The 22,900-nt window shown below is 68.4% G+C and carries 24 protein-coding genes and 1 tRNA gene; 12 read left to right on the forward strand and 13 right to left on the reverse strand.

Annotated features, from left to right (window positions below):
- Positions 1-5 precede the first annotated feature (5 nt).
- The gene (gene hppD, locus ACF1FZ_RS05895; protein ID WP_391772123.1) at positions 6-1,151 is read right to left on the reverse strand and encodes a 4-hydroxyphenylpyruvate dioxygenase; all 1,146 of its coding nucleotides are present in this window, start codon (positions 1,149-1,151) and stop codon (positions 6-8) included.
- 122 nt (positions 1,152-1,273) lie between these two features.
- On the opposite strand from hppD, the gene ACF1FZ_RS05900 reads away from it, so the two are divergent.
- The 8 genes from ACF1FZ_RS05900 to ACF1FZ_RS05935 all read left to right on the forward strand — a co-directional run bounded on the left by ACF1FZ_RS05900 (position 1,274) and on the right by ACF1FZ_RS05935 (position 7,701).
- Positions 1,274-1,747 carry an Lrp/AsnC family transcriptional regulator gene (locus tag ACF1FZ_RS05900; RefSeq protein ID WP_391772124.1) on the forward strand — a complete coding sequence of 158 codons (474 nt, stop codon included), beginning with the start codon at positions 1,274-1,276 and terminating at the stop codon, positions 1,745-1,747.
- 16 nt (positions 1,748-1,763) lie between these two features.
- Complete coding sequence (locus ACF1FZ_RS05905) at positions 1,764-2,411, forward strand: ABC transporter permease (protein ID WP_391772125.1); 648 nt, start codon at positions 1,764-1,766, stop codon at positions 2,409-2,411.
- A complete protein-coding gene (locus tag ACF1FZ_RS05910; RefSeq protein ID WP_391772126.1) occupies positions 2,404-3,672 on the forward strand; it encodes an ABC transporter ATP-binding protein in 1,269 nt (422 codons plus the stop codon). Before ACF1FZ_RS05905 ends, ACF1FZ_RS05910 begins: the two co-directional genes overlap by 8 nt.
- On the forward strand, positions 3,669-4,523 hold the full coding sequence (locus ACF1FZ_RS05915) for an ABC transporter permease (protein ID WP_391772127.1): 855 nt from the start codon (positions 3,669-3,671) through the stop codon (positions 4,521-4,523). The genes ACF1FZ_RS05910 and ACF1FZ_RS05915 overlap by 4 nt, the downstream gene beginning before the upstream one ends.
- Positions 4,520-5,491, forward strand: coding sequence for a glycine betaine ABC transporter substrate-binding protein (locus tag ACF1FZ_RS05920; protein WP_391772128.1), 972 nt, complete (start codon positions 4,520-4,522; stop codon positions 5,489-5,491). The genes ACF1FZ_RS05915 and ACF1FZ_RS05920 overlap by 4 nt, the downstream gene beginning before the upstream one ends.
- A gap of 76 nt (positions 5,492-5,567) precedes the next feature.
- The gene (locus tag ACF1FZ_RS05925; RefSeq protein ID WP_250286288.1) at positions 5,568-6,185 is read left to right on the forward strand and encodes a transcriptional regulator; all 618 of its coding nucleotides are present in this window, start codon (positions 5,568-5,570) and stop codon (positions 6,183-6,185) included.
- Between the two features lie 11 nt (positions 6,186-6,196).
- Entirely contained in the window at positions 6,197-6,379 is a 183-nt protein-coding gene (locus tag ACF1FZ_RS05930; protein ID WP_391772129.1) for a hypothetical protein, read from the forward strand.
- Positions 6,380-6,381: 2 nt separating this feature from the next.
- Positions 6,382-7,701 (forward strand): MFS transporter, encoded by a 1,320-nt coding sequence (locus ACF1FZ_RS05935; protein WP_391772130.1) that lies wholly within the window; start codon positions 6,382-6,384, stop codon positions 7,699-7,701.
- Here the strand turns inward: ACF1FZ_RS05935 and ACF1FZ_RS05940 are convergent.
- The 4 genes from ACF1FZ_RS05940 to ACF1FZ_RS05955 form a co-directional block, all read right to left on the reverse strand.
- The gene (locus ACF1FZ_RS05940) at positions 7,631-8,419 is read right to left on the reverse strand and encodes a S16 family serine protease (RefSeq protein WP_391772131.1); all 789 of its coding nucleotides are present in this window, start codon (positions 8,417-8,419) and stop codon (positions 7,631-7,633) included. The two genes, ACF1FZ_RS05935 and ACF1FZ_RS05940, sit on opposite strands and share 71 nt — an antisense overlap.
- Before the next feature lie 97 nt (positions 8,420-8,516).
- Positions 8,517-9,158: an IclR family transcriptional regulator gene (locus tag ACF1FZ_RS05945; RefSeq protein ID WP_391772132.1), complete on the reverse strand. Its 642-nt coding sequence runs from the start codon at positions 9,156-9,158 to the stop codon at positions 8,517-8,519.
- A gap of 904 nt (positions 9,159-10,062) precedes the next feature.
- A complete protein-coding gene (locus ACF1FZ_RS05950; RefSeq protein ID WP_391772133.1) occupies positions 10,063-11,844 on the reverse strand; it encodes a DEAD/DEAH box helicase in 1,782 nt (593 codons plus the stop codon).
- Positions 11,845-12,300: 456 nt separating this feature from the next.
- On the reverse strand, positions 12,301-13,764 hold the full coding sequence (locus ACF1FZ_RS05955) for an MFS transporter (RefSeq protein WP_391772134.1): 1,464 nt from the start codon (positions 13,762-13,764) through the stop codon (positions 12,301-12,303).
- Positions 13,765-13,961: 197 nt separating this feature from the next.
- On the opposite strand from ACF1FZ_RS05955, the gene ACF1FZ_RS05960 reads away from it, so the two are divergent.
- A tRNA-Cys gene (locus ACF1FZ_RS05960) sits at positions 13,962-14,036 on the forward strand.
- Between the two features lie 70 nt (positions 14,037-14,106).
- Here the strand turns inward: ACF1FZ_RS05960 and ACF1FZ_RS05965 are convergent.
- From ACF1FZ_RS05965 to ACF1FZ_RS05980, 4 genes are all read right to left on the reverse strand, one after another.
- Positions 14,107-14,769, reverse strand: coding sequence for a hypothetical protein (locus ACF1FZ_RS05965; RefSeq protein ID WP_391772135.1), 663 nt, complete (start codon positions 14,767-14,769; stop codon positions 14,107-14,109).
- A 133-nt stretch (positions 14,770-14,902) separates the two neighbouring features.
- Positions 14,903-15,562, reverse strand: coding sequence for a hypothetical protein (locus tag ACF1FZ_RS05970; protein ID WP_391772136.1), 660 nt, complete (start codon positions 15,560-15,562; stop codon positions 14,903-14,905).
- A complete protein-coding gene (locus ACF1FZ_RS05975; RefSeq protein WP_391772137.1) occupies positions 15,559-17,886 on the reverse strand; it encodes a hypothetical protein in 2,328 nt (775 codons plus the stop codon). The genes ACF1FZ_RS05970 and ACF1FZ_RS05975 overlap by 4 nt, the downstream gene beginning before the upstream one ends.
- 13 nt (positions 17,887-17,899) lie before the next feature.
- Complete coding sequence (locus ACF1FZ_RS05980; RefSeq protein WP_391772138.1) at positions 17,900-18,325, reverse strand: hypothetical protein; 426 nt, start codon at positions 18,323-18,325, stop codon at positions 17,900-17,902.
- Positions 18,326-18,519: 194 nt separating this feature from the next.
- Between ACF1FZ_RS05980 and ACF1FZ_RS05985 the strand changes: the two genes are divergently transcribed.
- Positions 18,520-19,077 (forward strand): hypothetical protein, encoded by a 558-nt coding sequence (locus ACF1FZ_RS05985; RefSeq protein WP_391772139.1) that lies wholly within the window; start codon positions 18,520-18,522, stop codon positions 19,075-19,077.
- 41 nt (positions 19,078-19,118) lie between these two features.
- Here the strand turns inward: ACF1FZ_RS05985 and ACF1FZ_RS05990 are convergent, their stop codons facing one another.
- Complete coding sequence (locus ACF1FZ_RS05990; RefSeq protein ID WP_391772222.1) at positions 19,119-19,235, reverse strand: DUF397 domain-containing protein; 117 nt, start codon at positions 19,233-19,235, stop codon at positions 19,119-19,121.
- Positions 19,236-19,448: 213 nt separating this feature from the next.
- Here ACF1FZ_RS05990 and ACF1FZ_RS05995 point away from each other — a divergent pair, with 213 nt between their 5' ends.
- Positions 19,449-20,009 (forward strand): hypothetical protein, encoded by a 561-nt coding sequence (locus ACF1FZ_RS05995; protein ID WP_391772140.1) that lies wholly within the window; start codon positions 19,449-19,451, stop codon positions 20,007-20,009.
- A 211-nt stretch (positions 20,010-20,220) separates the two neighbouring features.
- Here the strand turns inward: ACF1FZ_RS05995 and ACF1FZ_RS06000 are convergent, their stop codons facing one another.
- Positions 20,221-20,484, reverse strand: a complete 264-nt coding sequence (locus ACF1FZ_RS06000; protein ID WP_391772141.1) for a DUF397 domain-containing protein — start codon at positions 20,482-20,484, stop codon at positions 20,221-20,223.
- Entirely contained in the window at positions 20,481-21,305 is an 825-nt protein-coding gene (locus tag ACF1FZ_RS06005) for a Scr1 family TA system antitoxin-like transcriptional regulator (protein ID WP_391772142.1), read from the reverse strand. The genes ACF1FZ_RS06000 and ACF1FZ_RS06005 overlap by 4 nt, the downstream gene beginning before the upstream one ends.
- A 75-nt stretch (positions 21,306-21,380) precedes the next feature.
- Here ACF1FZ_RS06005 and ACF1FZ_RS06010 point away from each other — a divergent pair, with 75 nt between their 5' ends.
- Complete coding sequence (locus tag ACF1FZ_RS06010) at positions 21,381-21,893, forward strand: hypothetical protein (RefSeq protein WP_391772143.1); 513 nt, start codon at positions 21,381-21,383, stop codon at positions 21,891-21,893.
- Here the strand turns inward: ACF1FZ_RS06010 and ACF1FZ_RS06015 are convergent.
- Positions 21,810-22,844, reverse strand: coding sequence for a MarR family transcriptional regulator (locus ACF1FZ_RS06015; RefSeq protein ID WP_391772144.1), 1,035 nt, complete (start codon positions 22,842-22,844; stop codon positions 21,810-21,812). The two genes, ACF1FZ_RS06010 and ACF1FZ_RS06015, sit on opposite strands and share 84 nt — an antisense overlap.
- Positions 22,845-22,900 lie beyond the last annotated feature (56 nt).

The following is a 22,900-nucleotide window of genomic DNA, read 5'->3' on the forward strand; positions in this document are numbered from 1 at the left end:
GGTGGCTACAGGTTGCCGCGCTTCTCCTGCTCGCGCTCGATCGCCTCGAACAGGGCCTTGAAGTTGCCCTTGCCGAAGCCCATGGAACCGTGCCGCTCGATCATCTCGAAGAAGACCGTCGGGCGGTCCTGGACCGGCTTGGTGAAGATCTGCAGCAGGTAGCCGTCCTCGTCCCGGTCGACGAGGATCTTCAGCTCGCGCAGCGTCTCCACGGGCACGCGGGTCTCACCCGCCCACTCCCCCAGGGTGTCGTAGTACGAGTCCGGGGTGTCCAGGAACTGCACGCCGGCCGCCCGCATCGCCTTCACGGAGGCGACGATGTCGTTGGTGGCGAGTGCGATGTGCTGGACGCCGGCGCCGCCGTAGAACTCCAGGTACTCGTCGATCTGCGACTTCTTCTTCGCGATCGCCGGCTCGTTGATGGGGAACTTCACCTTGAGCGTGCCGTCGGCGACGACCTTCGACATGAGGGCGGAGTACTCGGTGGCGATGTCGTCGCCGACGAACTCCTTCATGTTGGTGAAGCCCATGACCTTGTTGTAGAAGGCCACCCACTCGTTCATCCGGCCGAGCTCGACGTTGCCGACGCAGTGGTCGATGGCCTGGAAGGTGCGCTTGGCCGCCGGCTCGACGATCGGGTCCGCGGCCGTGTAGCCCGGGAGGTAGGGCCCGTCGTAACCGCCGCGCTCGACCAGCGTGTGGCGGGTCTTCCCGTACGTGGCGACGGCGGCCAGGACGACCGTGCCGTTCCCGTCCTTGACCTCGTACGGCTCGGTGATGCCCCACGCGCCGTGCTCGACGGCGTACGCGTAGGCCGCACGGGCGTCGGGGACCTCGATGGCGAGGTCGACCACACCGTCGCCGTGGGCGTGCACGTGGTCGGCGAGGAAGGCACCCCATTCGGTGGACGCCTTGATGACGGAGGTGAGGACGAAGCGGGCGGAACCGTTGGTCAGGACGTAACTCGCGGTCTCGCGGCTGCCGTTCTCCGGTCCGGAGTAGGCGACGAGCTTCATGCCGAAGGCGGTCGAGTAGTAGTGCGCCGCCTGCTTGGCGTTGCCCACGGCGAAGACCACCGCGTCCATTCCCTTGACCGGGAAGGGATCGGCCTGCCGGGCGGTGTCAGGAGTGGTGTGCACAGTCTCAGTCATGTCCGAAGGTTCCCGCCGCTCCGCAAGGTGCGCAACAGTTCGCGGATCCACTGGTCAATCTGTACACCCGGACGCCAGGATGGGCGGGCTGTCCGTACAGGCTGACCACCGGGAGGCGGATCATGGCGATCGATCGACTGGACGGCCGGCTCATCGTGCTGCTGGCCCGCGAGCCCCGTATCGGTGTACTCGAGGCGTCACGGCGGCTGGGGGTGGCGCGCGGGACGGTGCAGGCGCGGCTGGACCGGCTTCAGTCCAACGGCGTCATCCGCGGCCTCGGCCCGGACGTGGACCCGGCGGCGCTCGGCTACCCCGTCACCGCGTTCGCCACGCTGGAGATCAAGCAGGGGCAAGGCGCGGACGTACGGGCCCATTTGCGCGGCGTGCCGGAGGTGCTGGAACTGCACACGACGACCGGTCAGGGGGACATGCTCTGCCGGCTCGTCGCCCGCTCGAACGCCGATCTCCAGCGGGTGATCGACCTGGTCCTCGGCTTTGATGGCATCGTCCGGGCGTCCACGGCGATCGTCATGGAAAATCCGGTGCCCCTGCGTATTATCCCGCTGATCGAGCAGGCTGCAGAGGACACCGACTGAGCCGAGGGAGCAACATGTGAACTTCTGGGAGTATGTGAGCACGAGGCACCAGCAGTTGCTCACGGACGCGTTCCAGCACGTCAGCGCCGTCTTCCAGTGCATGGTCATCGCCACCGTCCTCGGCGTCCTGATCGGTGTGGTCAGTTACCGCAGCGGCTGGGGCGGTGCCCTGGCGGTCACCTCCACCTCGGCGATCCTCACCATCCCGTCGCTCGCGGCGATCGGGCTGCTGATCCCGCTGGTCGGCCTCGGGGTGCCGCCCACCGTGATCATCCTGACCCTGTACGGGCTGCTGCCCATCGTCCGTAACTGCATCGTCGGGCTGCGCGGGGTCGATCCCTCCCTCGTCGACGCGGCGAAGGGCATCGGGATGTCCCGCACGAGGCGGCTGCTCAAGGTGGAACTGCCGCTCGCGTGGCCGCCCGTCCTCACCGGCATCCGGGTCGCCACCCAGATGCTGATGGGCATCGCCGCCATCGCCGCGTACGCCTCGGGTCCCGGTCTCGGCAACGAGATCTTCCGCGGACTCGCCTCACTCGGAAGCGCCAACGCCATCAATCAGGTCCTCGCCGGCACGATCGGCATCGTCATCCTCGCCCTGCTCCTCGACGCCGCGTACGTACTGCTCGGGCGGCTCACCATCCCTAGGGGGATCCGTGCCTGAGACCGCCACCGGGCCGACGGATCCGGCCCCGCCCCGCCCCGCCACCTCGGGCGCGACGATCCAGCTGGAGAACCTCAGCAAGTCCTACCCCGGCAACCCCAGTCCCGCCGTGGACAACGTGTCCATGGACATCAAGGCCGGTGAGACCGTGATTCTCGTGGGCCCCTCGGGCTGCGGGAAGTCGACCACGCTGAAGATGATCAACCGCCTGATCGAGCCGACGTCCGGGCGGATCAGGATCAACGACGAGGACGTCACCGACATGGACCCGGTGAAGCTGCGCCGCAAGATCGGTTACGCCATCCAGTCCTCGGGTCTCTTCCCCCACATGACGGTCGCGGAGAACATCGCCCTCGTGCCGAAGATGACGGGCTGGTCGAAGTCCGGGGTGAAGGACCGGGTCGAGGAGATGCTCGACCTCGTCGGTCTGGACCCCCGGGAGTTCCACGGCCGGTACCCGCGCCAGCTCTCCGGCGGCCAGCAGCAGCGCGTGGGGGTGGCGCGGGCACTGGCCGCGGACCCGCCGGTGCTGCTGATGGACGAGCCGTTCGGAGCGGTCGACCCGATCACCCGCGACCATCTCCAGGACGAGCTGATCCGGCTCCAGCACGAGCTGCACAAGACGATCGTCTTCGTCACCCACGACTTCGACGAGGCCATCAAGCTGGGTGACCGGATCGCGGTCCTGCGGGAGCAGTCACACATCGCGCAGTTCGACACGCCCGAGGCCATCCTGACCAACCCGACGGACGACTTCGTCTCGGGGTTCGTGGGGGCGGGGGCGGCCCTGAAGCGGCTCAATCTCACTCGCGTACGGGACGTGGGGATCGCCGACTTCCCCACGGTGACCGTCGAGGACCCGCTCCAGTCGATCTTCAACAAGCTGCGTGACGGCCAGCACAACGAACTGCTGATGCTGGACCGACGCAACCGTCCGTACAAGTGGCTGCGGCGCGGCGACCTGATGCGGGCCAAGGGTTCACTCGCCAGGGCCGGGCAGCTGGTGCACGACACGGTGACCCGGGACGCGACGCTCCACGACGCGCTGGAGGCGGTGCTGACCGACAGCGGCGGGCGGGTCGCCGTGACGGGGCGGCGCGGCGAGTTCATCGGCGTCGTGGACATGCACACCCTGCTGAACTCCGTGCAGGAACTCCTGGAGGCCGACCGGCTCGCCGCGATGGAGCACCGGCACGATCTGGAGGAGTCCCGGGCCCATCTGACGGAACAGGAACTCGAGGGCGGTGGCAGCGGGCTATGACCCCCAGCCGTCAGGTGTTCCCCAGGGACACACGACCACCCGGCGAGCACGACGTCAACGGTCACGCCTTCCGTGACGAGGAGGCGGAGCCCACCCCGCCGCCCTCCGGCCAGGCGCGCCGGATCACCTGGAAGAAGCTCGTGCTGGTGCCGGCCGTCTGCGCCGTCGTCCTGGTCGCGACCTACCTGTGGATCTCCAACGTCGACCTCGACTCCGTCGCGCAGAACTCACTGGCCGGCGACACCGTGCAGGTGCGCTGGTGGCAGCACGTCAGGCTGACCGCGATCTCCACCTGCTGGGTGCTGGTCATCGCCATCCCGGCCGGCATCGCGTTGACCCGGCGCGGGCTGAAGAAGGCCGCCCCCTGGGTCACGGCCCTCGCCAACATCGGTCAGGCGACGCCCGCGATCGGGCTTCTGGCCCTGCTGGTGATCTGGCTGGGCATCGGCCCGTCGACGGCCATCACCGGCATGGTGATCTACGCGGTCCTCCCGGTGCTCTCCAACACGGTGGCGGGTCTGAACCAGATCGAGCCGACGCTGGTGGAGGCTTCCAGGGGCATCGGCATGTCCGCCATGGGCACGCTCACCAAGGTCGAACTGCCGCTCGCCGTCCCGCTGATCCTGGCGGGCGTACGCACCGCCCTGGTGCTCAACGTGGGCACGGCGACCCTGGCCACCTTCGGGGGCGGCGGCGGGCTCGGCGACCTGATCACCTCGGGGATCCAGACGCAGCGCATGCCCGTGCTGGTGCTCGGATCCGTACTGACGGTGGTGCTGGCCCTGCTGGTGGACTGGCTGGCCTCGCTGGTCGAACTGTGGCTGAAGCCGCGCGGACTGGAGGAAGCGTGAGGGTACGTACGGGCCTGGCATCGGCGGCCGCGCTCGCCCTCCTGCTCACGGGGTGCGGGCTGAAGAGCGGATCACCGCTGGTGGACGAGGTGGAACCGGGGTCGGTCGGCAAGGGGCAGCCGCTCAAGGGCGCGTCGCTGACGGTGACCTCGAAGAACTTCAGCGAGAACATCATCCTCGGGCACATCATGGGTCTGCTCTTCAAGGCGGCCGGTGCCGAGGTCCTGGACCGGACGAACCTGCCGGGGTCGATCAGCGCGCGCGAGGCGGTCCTCAAGGGCGAGGCCGATGCCCTGTACGACTACACGGGCACGGCGTGGATCACCTACCTGGGCCATGCCGAACCGGTCGTCGACCCGCAGGAGCAGTACGAGGTCGTCCGCGACGAGGACGAGGGGAACGGGGTGACCTGGCTCCCCCCGTCCACGCTCGACAACACGTACGCCCTGTCCATCAGCAAGAAGAACAACGCCAAGTACAAACTGAAGACGCTCTCGGACGTGGCCGAGCTCGCGAAGAAGGACCCGAAGGCCGTGACGGTCTGCGTGGAGAACGAGTTCGCCTCGCGTGACGACGGACTGCCCGGCATGCAGAAGAAGTACGGGATGAAGCTGCCCGCCTCGAACATCCAGAAGATGGACGCGGGGATCATCTACACCCAGGTGTCGGAGTCCGACTCCTGCCTGCTGGGCGAGGTGTACACCACGGACGGCCGCATCAAGGCGATGAACCTGGACGTGCTGGAGGACGACAAGCAGTTCTTCCCCAACTACAACGCGGCCCCCGCAATCCACACGGCGACCCTGAAGAAGTACCCGGAGATCGCCGGACTGCTGGCCCCGGTGACCGAGAAGCTGACGACGCCGCTCGCACAGGAGCTGAACTCCAAGGTGGACGTGGACGGAGAGGACCCGCACGAGGTGGCGAAGGACTGGCTGGTGAAGGAGGGATTCATCAGGGAGGGCTGAGCGGAACCCGGAGTTCCAAAGGGTTCGTTGCAAAAAACGTGTTGCAAAGCAGTCTTTGCAACCCTATGGTCGTCGCATGCCACCGAACGAGCCCGAAGGCCGGCCGGCGTCGTACGCCGACGACCCCAGGATCCACCACGTCGACACCCGCACCCTGCGCGGACTCGCCCACCCTCTGCGCATCCGGCTGCTGAACGCCCTGAGGGAGTTCGGCCCCGCCACCGCCTCTGGACTCGCCGACCGGCTCGGCGAGTCCAGCGGCGCCACCAGCTACCACCTGCGGCAGCTCGCCGCATACGGCTTCGTCGAGGACGACCCGGAGCGCGGCAAGGGGCGGGAGCGGTGGTGGAAGGCCGTCCATACGGGCACGGTCTTCGGACACGCCGAGAACTTCCTGCAGCACCCGGACCCCGAGGTGCGCGGAGCCATCGGAGTCGTGCTCCACGAGGTGGCGACCACGCACGCCCAGGAGCTGAACACCTGGCTCGGGACGCTGCACGAATGGCCCGAGGAGTGGCGTCAGGCCTTCGACCTCAGTGACTTCAAGCTGCGCCTCACCCCTGAACTCTCCCTGGAGCTGGCGGAGAAGATGCAGGAGCTGGTGAACAGCTACCGGGGCCGCGTCCCCGAGGGCACCGAGGGATCGGCCGTCGTCCGCACCCACGTGCACGTGTTCCCGCGCCCCGCCGACTGAGGGGATCCGTCATGCACAGCGACATCCATCACCTGCTCCACACCTACCGCGCCACCGAACTCCACCGTGTGGCAGCGGAGTTCACCTACGAGCGGCCCGGACTGCGCCACCGGGTGGGCTGGAGGATGATCGAGCTGGGCCTGCGTCTGACGCAGGCCGGGCCGGCCCCGGCCCGCGCCGCGCGAACGGTCTGACGGTGGACGGGAGGAAGCCGGCCCGGAACCGTACGCCGCTCGCAGCCGTCCTGGCGGCCAACTTGATATCCACTGCGGGCACTTCACTGACCCTCATCGGGGTTCCGTGGTTCGTCCTGGAAACCACCGGGAGCGCGGGCCGGGCCGGTGTCGTCGCCTTCTGCGCGACCCTGCCGATCGTCGTCGCCGCCCTGGTGGGCGGGCCCCTCATCGACCGGGTGGGCCGGCGGCGCGTCGCCGTCGCCTCCGACACGGTCTGCGGCGCGGCCGTCGCCGCCATCCCGCTGCTGCACCACGCGGGCGCCCTCGAATTCTGGATGCTGTGCGCGCTGATGGCGCTGAACGGCCTGGCCCACACACCCGGCAACACGGCGCGCTACGTCCTGGTACCCGACCTCGCCGAGCACGCGGGCACCACGCTCACCCGCGCCGCGAGCCTCTTCGACGCGGTGTCGCGCGGCGCCCGCATGGTCGGCGCCGCACTGGCGGGCGTGCTGATCGCATTCATCGGGGCCGAGACGGTACTCCTGCTGGACGCCGCCACGTTCGCACTGTCCGCGCTGCTCGTCGCGACGGGCGTACGAGGGGTCCGTGCCGCCGAACCCCGCAAGGCCGAGGCCCCGGTCTCCCTGCGCGCGTACCGGACCGAACTGAGGGAGGGCTACGCCTACTTGCTGGGCAACCGGCTGCTGCTCGCCGTCGTCGTCATGGTGATGTTCATGAACGGCACCGACCAGGGCTGGAACGCCGTCCTGCTGCCCGTGCACGCCGAGGGCGAGCTGGGCGGGGCGACCGACCTGGGCCTGCTCACCGCGCTGTTCGGAGCGGGCGGGCTGACCGGCGCGCTGCTGTACGGAGCGGTGGGACACCGCTTCTCGCGGCGGACCGTCTTCACGGTGTGCGTGGTGCTGTGCGGTGCACCGAGGTTCGCGGTCGCGGCGCTGACCGGGACGACGTTGCCACTCGCAGTCACGATGGCGCTGGGCGGCGTCGCGGGCGGCATGCTCAACCCGATCCTGACGACGGTGACGTACGAACGCGTCCCCGAGGAGCTGCGGAGCCGGGTGTCCGGCGCGCTCACGGCGGGCTGCGAGCTCGCCATGCCGGTGGGCGGCCTGGCCGCAGGTCTGCTGGTCGAGGGGATGGGCGCGTCAGGGGCTCTGCTCGCGATGGGCGGGGTGTACTTCCTGGCGACGCTGAGCCCACTGGTCTTTCCCGCGTGGCGCGGCATGGAGGGCCCGAAGCCGCAGGTCAGCAGCTCGGAACCTTCCCACCCTGGTCCAGGGCCCGCAGCGAGGACACCGCGCCCTTCAGCGTCGTGACGGGGATCAGCCGCAGGCCCTCGGGCCGCTCGGCCTTCGCCTGCTTGCACTCGGCCTTCGGCACCAGGAAGACGGTCGCGCCGTCGCGCCGGGCGGCCTGCGTCTTGAGGGAGACCCCGCCGACCGCGCCGACCGCGCCGTCGGCCTCGATCGTCCCCGTACCGGCGACGGTGCGGCCGCCGGTCAGATCGCCGCCGGAACCGTCACCGGCCAGCTTGTCGATGATGCCGAGCGAGAAGAACAGGCCCGCGCTGGGCCCGCCGACATCGGCGAGCCGCAGGGTGACGTCCACCGAACCAGGCTTCCTGTCCAGGTAGTTCAGAGCCGCTTCGACGGCGACGTCCTGCGACTCCTTCATGTCCTGGAGGTTGTGCCGCTCGATCTCCTTCTCGGAGCCGCCCGTCGGATAGACGGAGTCGCGCGGCATGACCGCCCGGTCCGCCCTGAACCAGCTGTCCACCACATCGCCGACCCCGACGTCGGCCGCCGGAGACGTCGCGAGGATCGTCGTCATCCGCAGCTCGCCGTCGGTGCTGCGGGTGGGCGCGCCCTTGATCGTGATGACCTGCTTCCCCTTGTCCTCCCCCAGGACGTCGGCGGTACTGCCGGGCTGCGCCACGGTGAACGGGAGCGGAGCGAAGGCCGCGGTACCGAACAGCGCGAGGACGGGCAGCGCACAGAGGACGAGAGCACGGGGGCGGGAGAGACGAATGGCCACCCGTCCAATCTATCCGCCGTACGTCTCCGGCTCCGACCGCCCCGGCGCCACCGGGGCGGTCGTGCCGACGCCGCCGGGCGGCGGCTCCGACGCGGCTCTAACGCAGCGCGTCGGCGACCTCACGGGCGGCGTCGAGGACCCGCGGGCCGACCCGTTCCGGTACGGCGTCCGCGAGCATCACCACCCCCACGCTGCCCTCGACGCCCGAGACCCCGACCAGTGGCGCCGCTGCCCCGCAGGCACCGGCCTCGAGCTCGCCCCGGGTGAGGGTGTAGCCCGGGTGGCCGGTCGTCTTCTGCCGGGCGGTGAGGATCGCCCGGCCCGCCGCGCCCCTGTCCAGGGAGTGGCGGAAGCCGGCCCGGTAGGCCACGTGGTAGTCGGTCCAGGTCGGCTCGACGACGGCGACCGCAAGGGCGTCCGAACCGTCGACGAGGGTGAGGTGGGCGGTGGCCCCTATGTCCTCGGCCAGGGAGCGCAGTGCGGGCAGGGCCGCCTCCCTGACGAGCGGGTGCACCTGACGGCCCAGACGCAGTACCCCCAGACCCACTCGGGCCCGGCCGCCCAGGTCACGCCGGACGAGCGCGTGCTGTTCCAGGGTGGCGAGCAGCCGGTAGACCACGGTGCGGTTCACGCCGAGCTTGTTCGACAACTCGGTGACGGTCAGACCGTGATCGGTATCGGCGAGCAGTTTGAGGACACGCAGTCCCCGGTCGAGCGTCTGAGAAGTCTCCGCGGTCACGACGCCCTCTCCCTCGTGGTGAGCGGGGCGGTTGTCTCTCCGGGATGCCGACGCCGGTCCCACGGCGACGCACCGAGAGGCCGCCGACTGGCCATGGCACCGGCTGCGCTCCGCGGCCACACTGCCACGGGGCGTTCATGTTTCGGGGAGATTAGCGAGCGGGTCCGCTCAGCGGAAGGCCTCGTCCAGAATCCGGTCTCCTCCCAGGACGGCTCCACATAACCGCCGGTCAGCGAGGAACCGTCCGGAACGCGAACATCTACGCGCGTTCAAGTCGGGTGACGTGACGGCAACGCTGCGTAGACCACATGTGAACGATTGTTAACTCACTGTGAATAAGTGCTCCAAAATTTTTTTCCTGCGCGGGCGCGCGAGCCCTCGCGCGCAACCCCCCGCGCCGAGTCGCGCCCCTTCCCTTGCGGCTCCGGCATCCGAACCCCGCCCCGCCCCGCGCCACAGATTCTCCCCACGGCAGCCATGATCGATCATTTCGATTCAGGTCAGCTCCGAGGCACGCACTGGCCGGGCCCGGCCGGGCTGAAGGGGGACAAGGCGAGCGCCTCGGGTGAAGTGATCTTCCCTCTTGGTCCGTTCGCCTCGGCGAAGGGTGGCAAGGGCGCCTCGCTCCGCTTCGCGTGCTCCACGGAGGGGTCCGATGGAAAGGCGCCCTACGTCAAGGCTGACATGTTCTCCGCGCGTGGACAGGTGAACCCCGACGGAAAGGGAGGCATGACCGTGCTGAACGCGGTGTCCCGCGCCCTGGCCGGGGAACTGGGCTGCGCAGCACAGGCAAAGCGGCCCGCCGGGGTGCCCGGCACCCTGCCCCGGATGACACCTCGGCCCCGGTGCGGAGGCGGATCGCACCGCCTCCGCACCGGGGCCCGTGAAGCCCGTGAGGCCGGGCTCACCGCATCCGCGTGGCCCACTCCTGGACCTTCTTGATCCGGTCCTGGATCTGCCCGGCCGTCGCCTCCGCGCTGGGCGGCCCGCCACACACCCGCCGCAGCTCGGTGTGGATCACGCCGTGCGGCTTGCCACTCTGGTGCGTGTACGCCGACACCATCGTGTTGAGCTGCTTGCGCAGCTCCAGCAGCTTCTTGTGCGTGACCACCGGCCGGTCCTCAGCCGCCTTCTCCAGGAGATCGGCCTCCGCGGCCGGCTTCTGACGGCTGTGCGCGATCTGCCGGGTCTGCCGCTTCTGCAGCAGCAGCTGCACCTGGTCCGGTTCGAGGAGGCCCGGAATACCCAGGTAGTCCTGCTCCTCCTCGCTCCCCGGATGCGCCTGCATGCCGAATTCGGCACCGTCGTACAGCACCCGGTCGAAGACCGCGTCGGACTCCAGCGCCTCGAAGGGCAGCTGCTCCTCGGTCTCCTCGTCCTCGAGCTTCTCCGCGTCCGCGAGGAGCTGGTCCTCCTCGGCGAACGGGTTCTCCTCGTCGCTGCCCTTCTTGGGCTTGTCGAGCACGTGGTCGCGCTCGACCTCCATCTCGTTCGCGAAGTCGAGGAGCATCGGAATGGTCGGCAGGAACACCGAAGCCGTTTCACCGCGCCGCCGCGACCGCACGAAACGGCCCACTGCCTGGGCGAAGAACAACGGCGTGGAAATGGTGGTGGCGTAGACGCCGACCGCGAGGCGCGGGACGTCGACCCCCTCCGACACCATCCGGACCGCGACCATCCAGCGCGAGCCGTCCTGGCTGAACTTGTCGATGTTCTTCGACGCGGCCTTCTCGTCGGAGAGGACCACCGTGGGTTTCTCCCCGGTGACCGACTTGAGGATCTTGGCGTAGGCCCGCGCCGACTCCTGGTCCGTCGCGATGACGAGCCCGCCCGCGTCCGGAATGCCCTTGCGCACCTCGGTCAGCCGCTTGTCGGCGGCCGCCAGCACGTTCGGGATCCAGTCCCCGGTGGGCGACAGGGCGGTGCGCCAGGCCTGCCCGATGGCGTCCTTGGTCATCGGTTCGCCGAGCCGCGCGGCGATCTCGTCCCCGGCCTTGGTGCGCCAGCGCATGTTGCCGCTGTAGCTGAGGAAGATCACGGGGCGGACGACGCCGTCGGCGAGGGCGTTGCCGTAACCGTAGGTGTAGTCGGCCGAGGAGCGGCGGATCCCGTCGTTGCCCTCCTCGTACGCGACGAAGGGGATCGGGTTGGTGTCGGACCGGAAGGGCGTACCGGTGAGCGCGAGGCGTCGCGTCGCCGGGTCGAACGCCTCCTGACAGGCCTCGCCCCAGGACTTCGAGTCACCGGCGTGGTGGATCTCGTCGAGGATCACGAGCGTCTTGCGCTGCTCGCACCGGTTGCGGTGCAGCATGGGACGCACACCGACACCGGCGTACGTGATCGCGACCCCGTGGTACTCCTTGCTCACGGGGCCGGCGCTGTAGTCGGGGTCGAGCTTGATGCCTATGCGGGCCGCGGCCTCGGCCCACTGCTTCTTGAGGTGCTCGGTGGGCGCCACCACGGTGATCTGCTGCACCACGTGGTGGTGCAGCAGCCATGAGGCGAGGGTCAGCGCGAAAGTGGTCTTCCCGGCGCCGGGGGTCGCGACCGCGAGGAAGTCGCGCGGCTGCTCCTGGATGTACTTCTCCATGGCACCCTGCTGCCAGGCGCGCAGCTTCCCGGCCGTCCCCCAGGGGGCGCGGCCGGGAAAGGCGGGTGAGAGGTGGTGGGAGGCGGTAGTAGTCACGGTCTCCGGTTCGGGGCACTCGGGTACGTGGGGCGCTGTCCGTACGGGCCGGAAGCAGCCCGCACGCGATATGACAACCGGGCCACCCTACCGGCGGACAGGACGGGACCTTTCCTGGGCGACGCCGCTCCGGAGGATAGTGCGACCGCTCTCACACCTCGGCGGCGACCAGCTCACGCAGTCCCTGGGGCAGGTCTTCACCTCGTCCGTTTCGCCGGTGGTGTCCGCGGTGACCAGCCGCTCCGCCACTTCGGTGCCCGGACGCAGGCCCACTCCGTTCACCACCAGGAACGTGGCACAGGACAGCCACGGCCTCGAGGAGTACCGCGTGCAGGCTCGTGCCTCCTGCCCGGCCCGCTGCTCTGGGCGCCTCGGTCCGGCCGTCACGGAGGCGCAGATTCACGGACGTACCGAACCGGTACGTTCACACGGAGCCGAATCAGCACCACGTGCGGTCTACCGGGGCTGTACCCGGCTCGCCACCCACACCCCCGCCAGCGCCACCGCCGCCATCGGCAGGAACACCACCGTGAACGCCCCCGGATGCGCCGCAGCAGTACCGCTGCCCACAGTCCCGTGGGCAGCCGCCCCCACCGCTCCGCCGCCCAGCGCGGCGAACGCCGCACCGCCTGCGGCGAGCAGCAGCACGTTGGCCAGGCCGTCCGAGATCTGGAGGGCTGCCGAATTGGCCCCGGCCTCGTGCGGGGCCGACAGCTTCAGCAGCAGCACGCTCGTCGACGCGATCACGATGCCCATGCCGAAGCACCCGAAGCCCCAGACCAGGGCCAGCGTCCACACCGGCACCGCTTCGATCAGCACGCTCGGCGCGGCGAGGATCGACAGCGTCACGCACACCATGCCCACCACCATGAGAGCTCCCCGGTGAGGCTCCAGCCGGGGCCGTGCCAGAACCCACGAGCCGAGCGCCCAGGTCAGTCCGCCGGCAGCCAGAGAGAGGCCGGCCAGCGTCGGGGACAGGCCGCGCTGGGTCACCAGCATCAGCGGGACGAAGGACTCCGCGACGATGAACGAGCCGGCGGCCATCCCCCGCAGCAGGATCACGGCGGGCAGCCCTCGCGCGGCCCGCACGGTCCCCCGGGGCAGGAGGCCGCGCACGGCGGGAACGAGCAGCGCGGCTCCGGCCAGTGCCGGGACCAGCGAGACCCACCTGAGTTCCTGACCCGCGTACTGGAGCAGCCCGGCGCCTGCCGAGATCCCGAGCGCGAGCCGGATGCGGCGCCGGTCGAACGGCTCCGCCGCGGCCTCGGCATCCGTGGGCCCTCCCGCCATCCGCCGGATCGCGGGCAGCGCGAGGCCCAGCGGCAGCAGGATGAGGACCGGGATGCCGACGAAGACCCAGCGCCACCCGAGGTGTTCCGTCACGGTCCCCGAGGCCAGCGGCCCGACGACGGACGGAACGATCCAGGCAGCCGAGAAACCGGCCATGATGCCCGGCCGGATGTGCTCCGGGTAGGCCCGCCCGATGACGACGTACAGCGCCACGATGACGAGCCCGCCGCCGATGCCCTGGACGGCCCGCCCCAGGATGAACGTCCACATGCTCCCCGCGGTCCCGGAGAGCACCAGCCCCGCCCCGAAGGCACCGATCCCGGTGGCCAGCGGGGCGAGCGGCCCGCGCCGGTCGGCCCACTGTCCGGAGAGCACCATGGCGAAGAGGCTGGTGGTGAAGTACGCGGAGAAGGCGAACGCGTAGAGCGGGATGCCGTGCAGCTCCCGGGCGGCGACCGGCATCGCCGTGCCCACGGCGGTCGCCTCGAAGGCGATGAGCAGGACGACGGAGACGATGCCGATGCTGAGCGCCCGGTAGGTACGCCCGAGGACGCCTTCCGCCGGTTCGGTGACGGTGGTCTCGACTATGGCGGCGGTGACCTCGGCGTCACTGGGTTCCAGGGCAGTCATGGGCCCCAGAGTAAGGGCCACAGCATTGGTTGACTCCTGTCGGTGGGCGGTATCCGGCTGGTCCCTTCGTCGTACGGCCACAGGCGCGTCCGGCCGCCATTCATGAACGCGGTATGGCAGTCACGTTGCGACCCGTCCGTAGCCCTTGGCCGGGCCCCGGCGGGCCCGTACGGTCGAAGCAGATCAAGAAAACGCACGGCCGTGTGCCCGAGAGGCTCAGGGGCTCGACTGCAACTCGAGTTACACCGGTTCGAATCCGGTCACGGCCTCCACGCGGGAGAACCCGAAAGGGAACGGCCGCCCCCTGGCGCAGGGGGCGGCCGTTCCCGCGTACGTCCACCGCTACGCCGGGTCCAGCGACGGCTGCGCCTCCAGTCCTCCCTCGTCCTCGCAGCCCAGCTCCTTCGCCATGGCCAGGGAGAATGAGTGAGCCACGGTCGCGTAGGCGTCCTTCAACGCATCAAGATCGCCGTCGGGTTCCGTGGGCATGCCACCGCGCTCCACACTGATCTCAATGTGGGCCGGTTCGGTGCCGCTCAGCTTTCCACTCCGGCAGGCGAACCTGAGGAACGAGCTGTCCGTCGCGGTCAGGGCCCGCTCTCCCATCTTCAGCACGGTGAACTTCGAGGCGGGGCCGTCCGTCGAGGCGCTGCCGGACAGGTGCCAGGTGATCTCCAGCGGGACGACGTCGGGCACGCCGACGGGGGTAAAGATGCGGCAGACGTCCCCGTGCCCTGTGAAGGAGGACGTGAACTGGTCGCTCAGGTCCTGCGCAGCCTCGGCAACCGTGGACGTCCGTCCCGACCCCTCGAACCGCGAGGAACCGGTGATCGCCTCCAGCGCCTTACCCGCCCGGGCGGACACCGCGGCACCTCCGCACAGCCGCTCGGGAGGCACGGACTGCTCCCAGGCCTCTTCGGCACGGCTCTTCTCGTCCTCACCACAGCCGACAGCACCGGCCACCAGCGAAACGACCGCCGCCAAGCCGACAATCGCCCTACGCATGGGAGCACCTCAGGAACTGCGCGTGTTCTTCCTCATCAGATCCGCATGCCACACACCCGGCACCCAGGGTCACCGCCAGCCCAGCAGCTGTCAGCCATCGCTTCACCACGTGCCTACTTACCTCGCTCATGGTCTATGTGGCCGGAGGCAGTACGGAGGGAATGACGGGAGGCGTCGCACACCCCATCTCCTCCGTCACCGACTGAGCGAAAGCCCTCAACAACTCCCACCGGAGTTCAGCTCCAAGGCTCACACCCGACACCTCGAACTGGAGAGGCAGACCGGACGCCTGCGCCGCAGCCGCTCCGGGCACCGCGCACGCCGCGATCAACTGCATCCGGGCCGGGCCAGGTTCCGGTGCCACATACACCGACTTGTTCACCTGACGCCATGTCCGGCTGTTCTTCGGATCACCCATCAACCCGAGCGACAGAGAGGACCACTTCACCGACACATCAACCGTGCCGCTGAGTTGGTCTCCCTCAAACGCATCCATGCGACAGCCGGTGTGAGAGTTATGCAGCAGGTCCGACTCCTGCCACTGCTTCGCCTCCTCTACCAGGCCTGTTGCCAGGACATCGGCCTGAGGCGTTCCGCTCACCTCGACATCGCTTCCGCCCGTCGTCTTGACGGCAGCCTCCACGTTCCCGGCACCGAGCATGGCCTTACATCGATCCAGCTTCGGGGATTCCACTTCTGTACGATCTTCGCCCCCGGAACATCCCGAAAGAAGTCCGCCAATGACCAGGCCCGCGATGACGGCCAGCCGATTCGGGTTACGCCGCACCTTCACTTGACCCTCCCCTGATCACTGGCCGCAGTTTTACCGTTCCCGTAATAGGTCTCGATGTCCAAGGCAAGCTGCTGCTTTTCGTGCGCCGACATGCCGACCTCGTCGGCATAGTTGAGCAGGGGCGTAACAGCACCTTGCTCCCCCACGGCCTTGAACTTGTCAATTCCCGTCAGGGCATCGTCATTGTTGTCATATTCGCGCTGCTTCAGGTAGTCCATCGTCTCACCGGCGTACCCGGTGTCGATTGCCGCAGTCGCGGTATCCATGACGAGAGGAACTGCTGTGGCGGCTACCACGCCTGCAGCGGGTCCCAGAACTACCGCAGTACCGACACCCACCACAGCGCCTACACCGGAACTGACACCGAACTTCCTCCACTCGGCACTTTTTTCCATCTCAAGTATTTTGGCCTCCTCTTCGCCCTTGAACTGTTGATGGATCCCGTCAATGCGCGATTCATCGAGGATTCCATGCACCTTCGCCCCGTTGGATCCGAAGATCATTGCGGAATCCTGATGCTCGGCCCCGAACGCCTTCAGTCCGCTCGCCTCGTAGACCTGTTGTGCTGATGACAACGACTTCCAGCCCTCTTCATCGGCTGCCACCACACCCATGAACCGTCGAGCCGCGGCTTCGCCGAAGTCGATCCGCTCAGAGCCATCACTGCTGTTCGCGAAGAGCGAGTCACGCCCGAGTTCGTCGCCGGCCGACCCGAAGTTGTACGTGGAGTAGTTCAGGTCGTCGATGTACGCAGCACCCATACGCCCCAGGTTGTCCTTAAGTGCTTCATGCCGGCCCAGCAGACCCGAATCCGAACCGTAGCTGTCAATGACCTCCTTCATGATGCCCGCCGTCACCTCGTCCCGCTTCAGCGTGGGCGTGGGATCGTCCCAGGCATGACCGGTGGTCGCCGCTTCCAGGGCCTTCCCGAGCGCATCAGGAATGTACGCCATCGACTTCTTTGCGTCATCGGTGTCATGCCCAGTGATGTCGAAGAACGGGTCGTAATCCTCATTCTGGAAAAAGTCCAGGTAGCTCGTAATCGTCTCCCCGTCCTTATTCTTGCCGAGGTCTGCAGCTCCGCTCTTCAACGTGCCGTCCTCGTTGTAAGCCGTTGGATCAGCAGAGAAGAACTCCTTCGCAGCCTCCGGGCTGTGCCCCAAGGCTTCCATCATGCTGATCACCGGGTCGTAGCCGGCACCGTTCACACCCGAGGGGTTCAGCGGATTCTCGGGCCCGCCCGGAAGGCCTTTCGCTCCGTAGAAGAAGTCGTGATCCTTCTTCCTCAGCTGAACCACGTGCTCGGCAATGGGGGTGAGGAACTTGGAGTCATAGTTCCCATACCGCATGATCCCGCCGAGCAACTGGTACCCGTACGGGCCGCCATTGTCGTACTTGGCTAGCGGGACGCGTTCTGTTCCCATCTTGCGCAGTTCCGGGCCCCACTCAGCGGTGAACGCCTTGTCGTGGGAGGCGGTGGCCAGGTTGAGACCAAGGTTTTTCTGCAGAGCCTGGACGTCCTTGAGCCGCTGCTCATCAACCTCGTCGTAGTCGTAGGTGTCCCCGGCGAGCTGCCCGAAGAACGCAAGCGACTTCTCCGGACCCAGATCCTCGTAGAAACTCTTCGAGAACTCCACCGAATTCCTGTTGTCGCTCAACAGTTCGTTGAGGGCCTGAAGCTCCTTGTGCGTCAACTCGCGGCCCTTGGCGGCCAGGCCGACGGCCCGGGCGGCCTCCTCCTGGTCCATCTTCGTGTACTTCGGGGCGCTGAAGTCCTTGCGGTCGGTGACGTTGGCTTCGAGGGAGTTCTTGAAGGACACGTCGGTGTCGTTGCAGTTGTCGACGATCAGGTCGATCTTCTTCTGCCAGGAGGCGATGTTCGCCTTCTGCTGCTGCACCAGTGCGGGGTAGTCGGGGTCGTGCGCCTTCTGCTGGGGAGGCATGTCCTCCACCGGATGGCGTGCGGTGACTTTGCCGTGGCCGTCAACTTTGATCCCGGCCGCGGGCCCCTCGTGGTCCCGGATGCTGATCAGGTCGTCCTTGGCCTTCTTGATGGCATTGTGACCCTCTTCGAGGATCTTTTTCACACCCTTGGCCTCGGCCGCCGCGTCCGCGACCTCCTTGACCGCCTTACCAATGAACGGCTTCGTGACACCGGCGTTGAGGCCGTCCCAGTCGGCCTTGTCCGCCTTGGCCTTCATCCCGTCGGCCGCCTCGGTGGCGAGCCTTTCCAGATCGCCCGCCATCTTCGACCAGTCGTCGACCGCGGTTTTCAACTTCCCCACAGGGGCGTCGACTATGTCCTCGAACTTGAGCGTACCCATGCTCCCCCGCCCCCTAGTTCATGTACTTCGAGAGCGCGGAGATCGGTGCCAGATCTCCCTCGATCTTCACGTCGTCCTTCGCATGCTGGGCCTTGGTGTAATCCAGGTGATTCGAGATGTGCGCAAGAGAATCCAGCAGGGTCTTCAGGTGTGTGTTCCAACGGTCATGCACCTTGAGCACCGCCGAACCGCTCGTGAAATTGCCGTTGGTGAGCGCGGTAGCCGCTTCGAAGGTGGCAGGACGGGCGTGGTCGCCCTGCCGAGACACCTTCGTCCGCAGCTCATAGGCGTCACTCCCGATACGACCGAGGTCGTCTTGATTGACCACCAGATCACCGGAGCTGCCCCCACCGCCCTCGGCCGGGACGCTGTTGATCCGCATGGAACTGCGTGCGGCCGCAGCCGCACGCAGTTCGGCCCATTCCTGTTCGAAGGTCACGAATTTCCCCAAGTCCGTCTCTACATACCGCTTCGTCCGAGACACGCGGCCACCGGCCTGCTCACCGTATCGGTTTCGTCCTCACCGGCAACGAGCGGACAGGAATTCCGGGGCTCGACCGCACCAGGGTCGCGCCGATTCCGGCGAGTAGCATCTGATCCCTTGTCCGGGCGCGGGATCACGGGAGTGCACGCATGGCCGTCATCGTCTTCTTGTTCGTCGTAGCTACAGCATTCCTCGTCGTCGCGCTGGTCGGCCCCTACCGGCTGTACTGGCGGGCCCGGCCGCATGCACCGCGACAGCCGTCGGGCGGCGCCCTCGCGCTGGGGCGGGTCGCCGCGTTCGGGGTGGCCGGGATCTTCGCCTTCGGCTGCTGCTCGGTCCAGACAAGCATCGACAAGGGGACCCGGAGTGCCAGCGAGGTCCGGGAGGCCGCCGAGGACGCGGCCGAGTCCATGGCCGCCGACACGCAAATCCGCCGGGACCCGACGGACGGCTACACCTCACTGATCGAGGCGGCCGTCCTGAAGGCCGGCGAGGACCAGGGGCCCTCGTACCGGGGCTTCGTGGAGCGGGCCGGCGAGGGTCACGACTACGAGATAGCGGCGGGCGGTAGCGACACCACCGTCTGCATGCACGTCACGGAGGAAACGTCCTCGGAGGGCGGAGTCTTCGTCCCCGAAGCGGACGGCAGCAGCAACTCCATCCCTGAGTACGATCTGACCGCCACCGTCGCCGACGGCGCCTGCTGAGCATCCAGGCGAGCCGGTGTTGCGACGGTCCGCGGGTGCGGTCAGCCCCTGACCGCACCCGCAAGGAATGCGGTCCAGGCGCCAGGGGCGACGATGAAGGTGACCTTGGAATCGCGGACGTGGACGGTGTGCGGGAAGGCGGCGACCTCGACTTCCAGGGAAGGTGCGCATGGGCTCGCAGAATGCCGAAGAGATCGAACATGTCACCCACCTGCTCCGGCTTGGACATCAACCTATCGCCGCCCTACGCCTCCACGTGTACCAGATTGCGGCCTTCCGCCGTAGACATCAACTGCATCGACCCGTTCAATCCCACGCGGCCGACACCCCCGCCGCGCCCTCCGCGTCCGAACCTCGAAAGGCTTCTCACGTTGTCTGTTCACGGATCTCTCCGGCGTCACCGGTTCATCGGTGCGACCGTCTCCGTGACGGCCGCCGTCGTCCTCGCGTCCACCCTGTCGGCGTGCTCCGGCGACGATCCGCCCAAGAAGGCGTACACCGTGTCCGCCTCGCTGTGCGGGACCCCCGTGGACCCCGCACTGGTGAAGGCCGTGCTGCCCGGCGGTGACTCCATCTCGACGGCCATCTCGAAGCCGAACGGCGGAACGGTCCGCTGCAATGTGTCCGTGGACGGCAAGGCGGTCCTGAGCCTCGCTCAGGCCTGGTGGGGAGATGGCGACAACGCGGCGGGGGTCTCGCAGGGATATGCCGACACGGACGACGGGACGTTGTCGGACGACGGCCGCTTTGTCCACACTGGAAAAGCTGGCGTCGGCCAGACCGCATCCGCCTGCGCGTCGTCGGACCATCCGGAGCAGGACCTCTACACGGTGGTCCAGGTTCTCGACTCGGGCGTCGACGACCAGGCCGCCATCGAAAGCCTGATCATCGCCTACACCAAGGCGGTCGAGGGGTCAGCAGCCTGCCGGTGACCTTGCCGCGCGGTGAGGATCACCTCTTCGCCGGTGATGCTTCCGCGTCGGGGCTGCCGCGCTGGGGCTCCTCGGAGTCCTTGTCACCCCGCACATCGGCGCCGACGCCGAAGCGGGATCGTCCAGCAAAGCGCCCCGGTGACCGCCGGGTCAGCGGCTGCCCGGGGCCGTGAGGCTGTGAAGCATGAGCGGACCGGCCTGGCGACGACCGCTACCGGCCGGCGTCAGCCGTGACCGCATCCGCCAGGAAGGAAGTCCAGGCGGCAGGGGTGACGGTGAAGGTGGGGCCGTCGGTGACCTTGGAGTCGCGGACGTGGACGGTGTGGGGGCAGGTGGCTACCTCCACGCAGGCTTCGCCCTCGTTGTTGCTATAGCTGGACTTGTGCCAGTCGTAGGCGACTTCGAGGCACTCGCCACCCTCGTTGCCGCTGTAGCTGGACTTGAACCAGGTCAGTCCGGGGGCTTCGTGGCTCACAGTTCCCTCACCTTCGTCTCGATGATCTCCGCGGACTTCCAGGGGTTGAGCGCCTGCGCCCGCAGGATGCCGAAAAGATCGAACATGTCTCCCACCTGCTCCGGCTTCGCGATCAATCTATCTCCGCCGTGCGCCTCCACATACAGAAGACTGCGGCCTTCCGCGGTAGACATCAACTTCATCGACCCCATCAAGCCCGCATGCGTGTGCTGAGCCGACGGCATCACCTGCACCGTCAGGTGGTTGAACCGCTCCACGCAGTCGAGCACGTGCCGCAGTTGCTCCTTCAGCACCTCGGGCCCGCCGAGCGTCCGGTCCAGGACCGACTCCTCGATGACGTACCCGATGCGCGGCGGCGGCGTGCGCGACAGCACCGTCTGCCGCTCCAGCCTCGCTCCGACGTGCCGGGCGATCTCGTCCTCCGTGTACGCCGGTACGCGCGACCGGTACAGCGCGTGCACGTACGCCTCCGTCTGGAGCAGGCCCGGGATCAGCATCGTCTCGTACGCGCTGATCACCCGCGCGTTCCGTTCCAGTTTCGCCCAGTCCAGGAACTTCGGCGGGTACTTCTCCTCGTCCACCAGCTCGCAGCACGCCTTCAGCGCCCCGTCCGCACCGAACACCCGGTCCGCGTCGATCAGCAGGTCGCGCGAAGGAATGCGCTCCGCCCGCTCCACCGCGCCCATCAGCGACTCCGAGATCAGCAGTTGCTCCGCCGCCTCCTTCTGCGTGAGACCCGCCCGCGCCCGGTGGATGCGGATCAGCTCCCCCACCAGCCGCCGCCCGCGCGTCGTCTCGCCACTCGTCCCCACAGCCGTCACCGCCCTCCCCACATCGCATGGATGTGGATCGCGTCCTGCTGGTCACGCTACGCAGTCACCGCGATGCTCATAGCCATGACGAGCAAGAAGCTCCCCGAATGGGTACCCGTATCGGGGCTCCAACTCCGCCTCATCGGCATTCACTTCGATGCCATCCGACTGCGCGGTGTCCGGGGGGAGGCGGTGCTGTACCACCTCGCCACCCTCACGGACGGCGATCCGGGGCCCGTCGTGCGGGAGATCGCGGGGGCGCGGTGGACGTACTTCCTGCTGGAACCCGGCGCGAGCCAGGACTTCGACTGGCCGCCCGGCGCGAGGTGCTTCGGCCCGGCGGCCCGCGACCAGTACGTGGGGATTCCGGCCGCCCACGGCAACACGTATCCGCTGAGCTGGCGGTGCGGGCCTCCGCAGGACGGAGACTTCGTGGACGCGGAGCTGCTGTACGGGCTGGTGATGGCCCAATTCGCCCCGGGGGATCCCCGCACCTGGCCGACGCGTAACGGCTCAGGGAGTGCGCATCAGGTTACGGAGGCCGGCGACGAGGGCCGGGACATCGCGTTCGGCCTCGGCCGGGGCTGCGACCTCTGACGATTCCGCCGACTGGCGCGTGGTCCTGCAAGGGCGGCAGAGGCCGTCCGGGAGCGCTTCGGCCGGGCCGGGGCGGCCGCATTCGGTGCACTCGACCAGGACGCTGCGGACGGGGGTGCCGGGGAGGCCGCCCTGGGTCGGTGCGGGTGTTGCGGGCAGGTGGGGCGGCACCTTGTCGGTGAGGCGGCGGCGTACCAGGCCGATGGGTGATCCGATGCGCTCGGGAAGTCCGGCGGTGAGCGCCGAGGTCAGGTAGTCGGCACTGACACCGCGTGCGAACCATGCGGCAGCGAGCGGTTCCAGCGCGGCGCAGTCGGCGGCGGAGAGCGCCAGGCGGGTTTCGTTGCGGCCGAGTTCGGCGAGGGTGAGGTAGGCGGGGGAAGGGGCCGTGACAGCCGTGGGCACTCCTGCGCTCGGCTCGTCTGGCGGCGCCGGAGGCGTGGGCTGGTTCGGGCCGGGTAGCGCCTTGGCGCCTGGCTCCGCAGTGCGCTGCTGGGGTACGCCCGCCGGCTCGGCGGAGGGTGCGGGCGCCTGCTCCGGCGCGGCGGTCGGCTCGCCTGCGAGCCTGGCGGTCCACCACTCGTTGTCGTGGGCGGTGCGTGACCAGTAGGTGAGCGTCACCCACCGGCACCGGCCGTCCCCTTCGACCCGGCAGCGCACACGGCGCAGGTGCCCGGCCACGGCGAGGGCGCGCAGGGCGGTGCCGATGGCCATCTGGCCGTACAGGGGCAGGTCCTTGGCCAGCGACTTGATGTCCATGGCGGCACCGTCGGGCAGGTGGTCGACGTACCCGGCGACGTAGCGCTCCCGCTCGGGCAGGAGCGCGAAGGCACCTGCGTTGAAGGGGCCTTGGGCCGGGACGGTCTGCTTGCCATAGCCGGTGTGGGCCTTGCGGTAGGGGCGCGAGGCTGCGGGGGCGGGCGGGGCGGAGCTAGGCTGCTGGATAGCCACGAGATCGTCTTTCTATGGGTGCGATCTTGAGGTCAGACCCCGGCCGGTGCTGCGAA

Origin of the sequence: Streptomyces sp. NPDC014623 (assembly GCF_043088245.1) — a bacterium.
Taxonomy (GTDB): domain Bacteria; phylum Actinomycetota; class Actinomycetes; order Streptomycetales; family Streptomycetaceae; genus Streptomyces.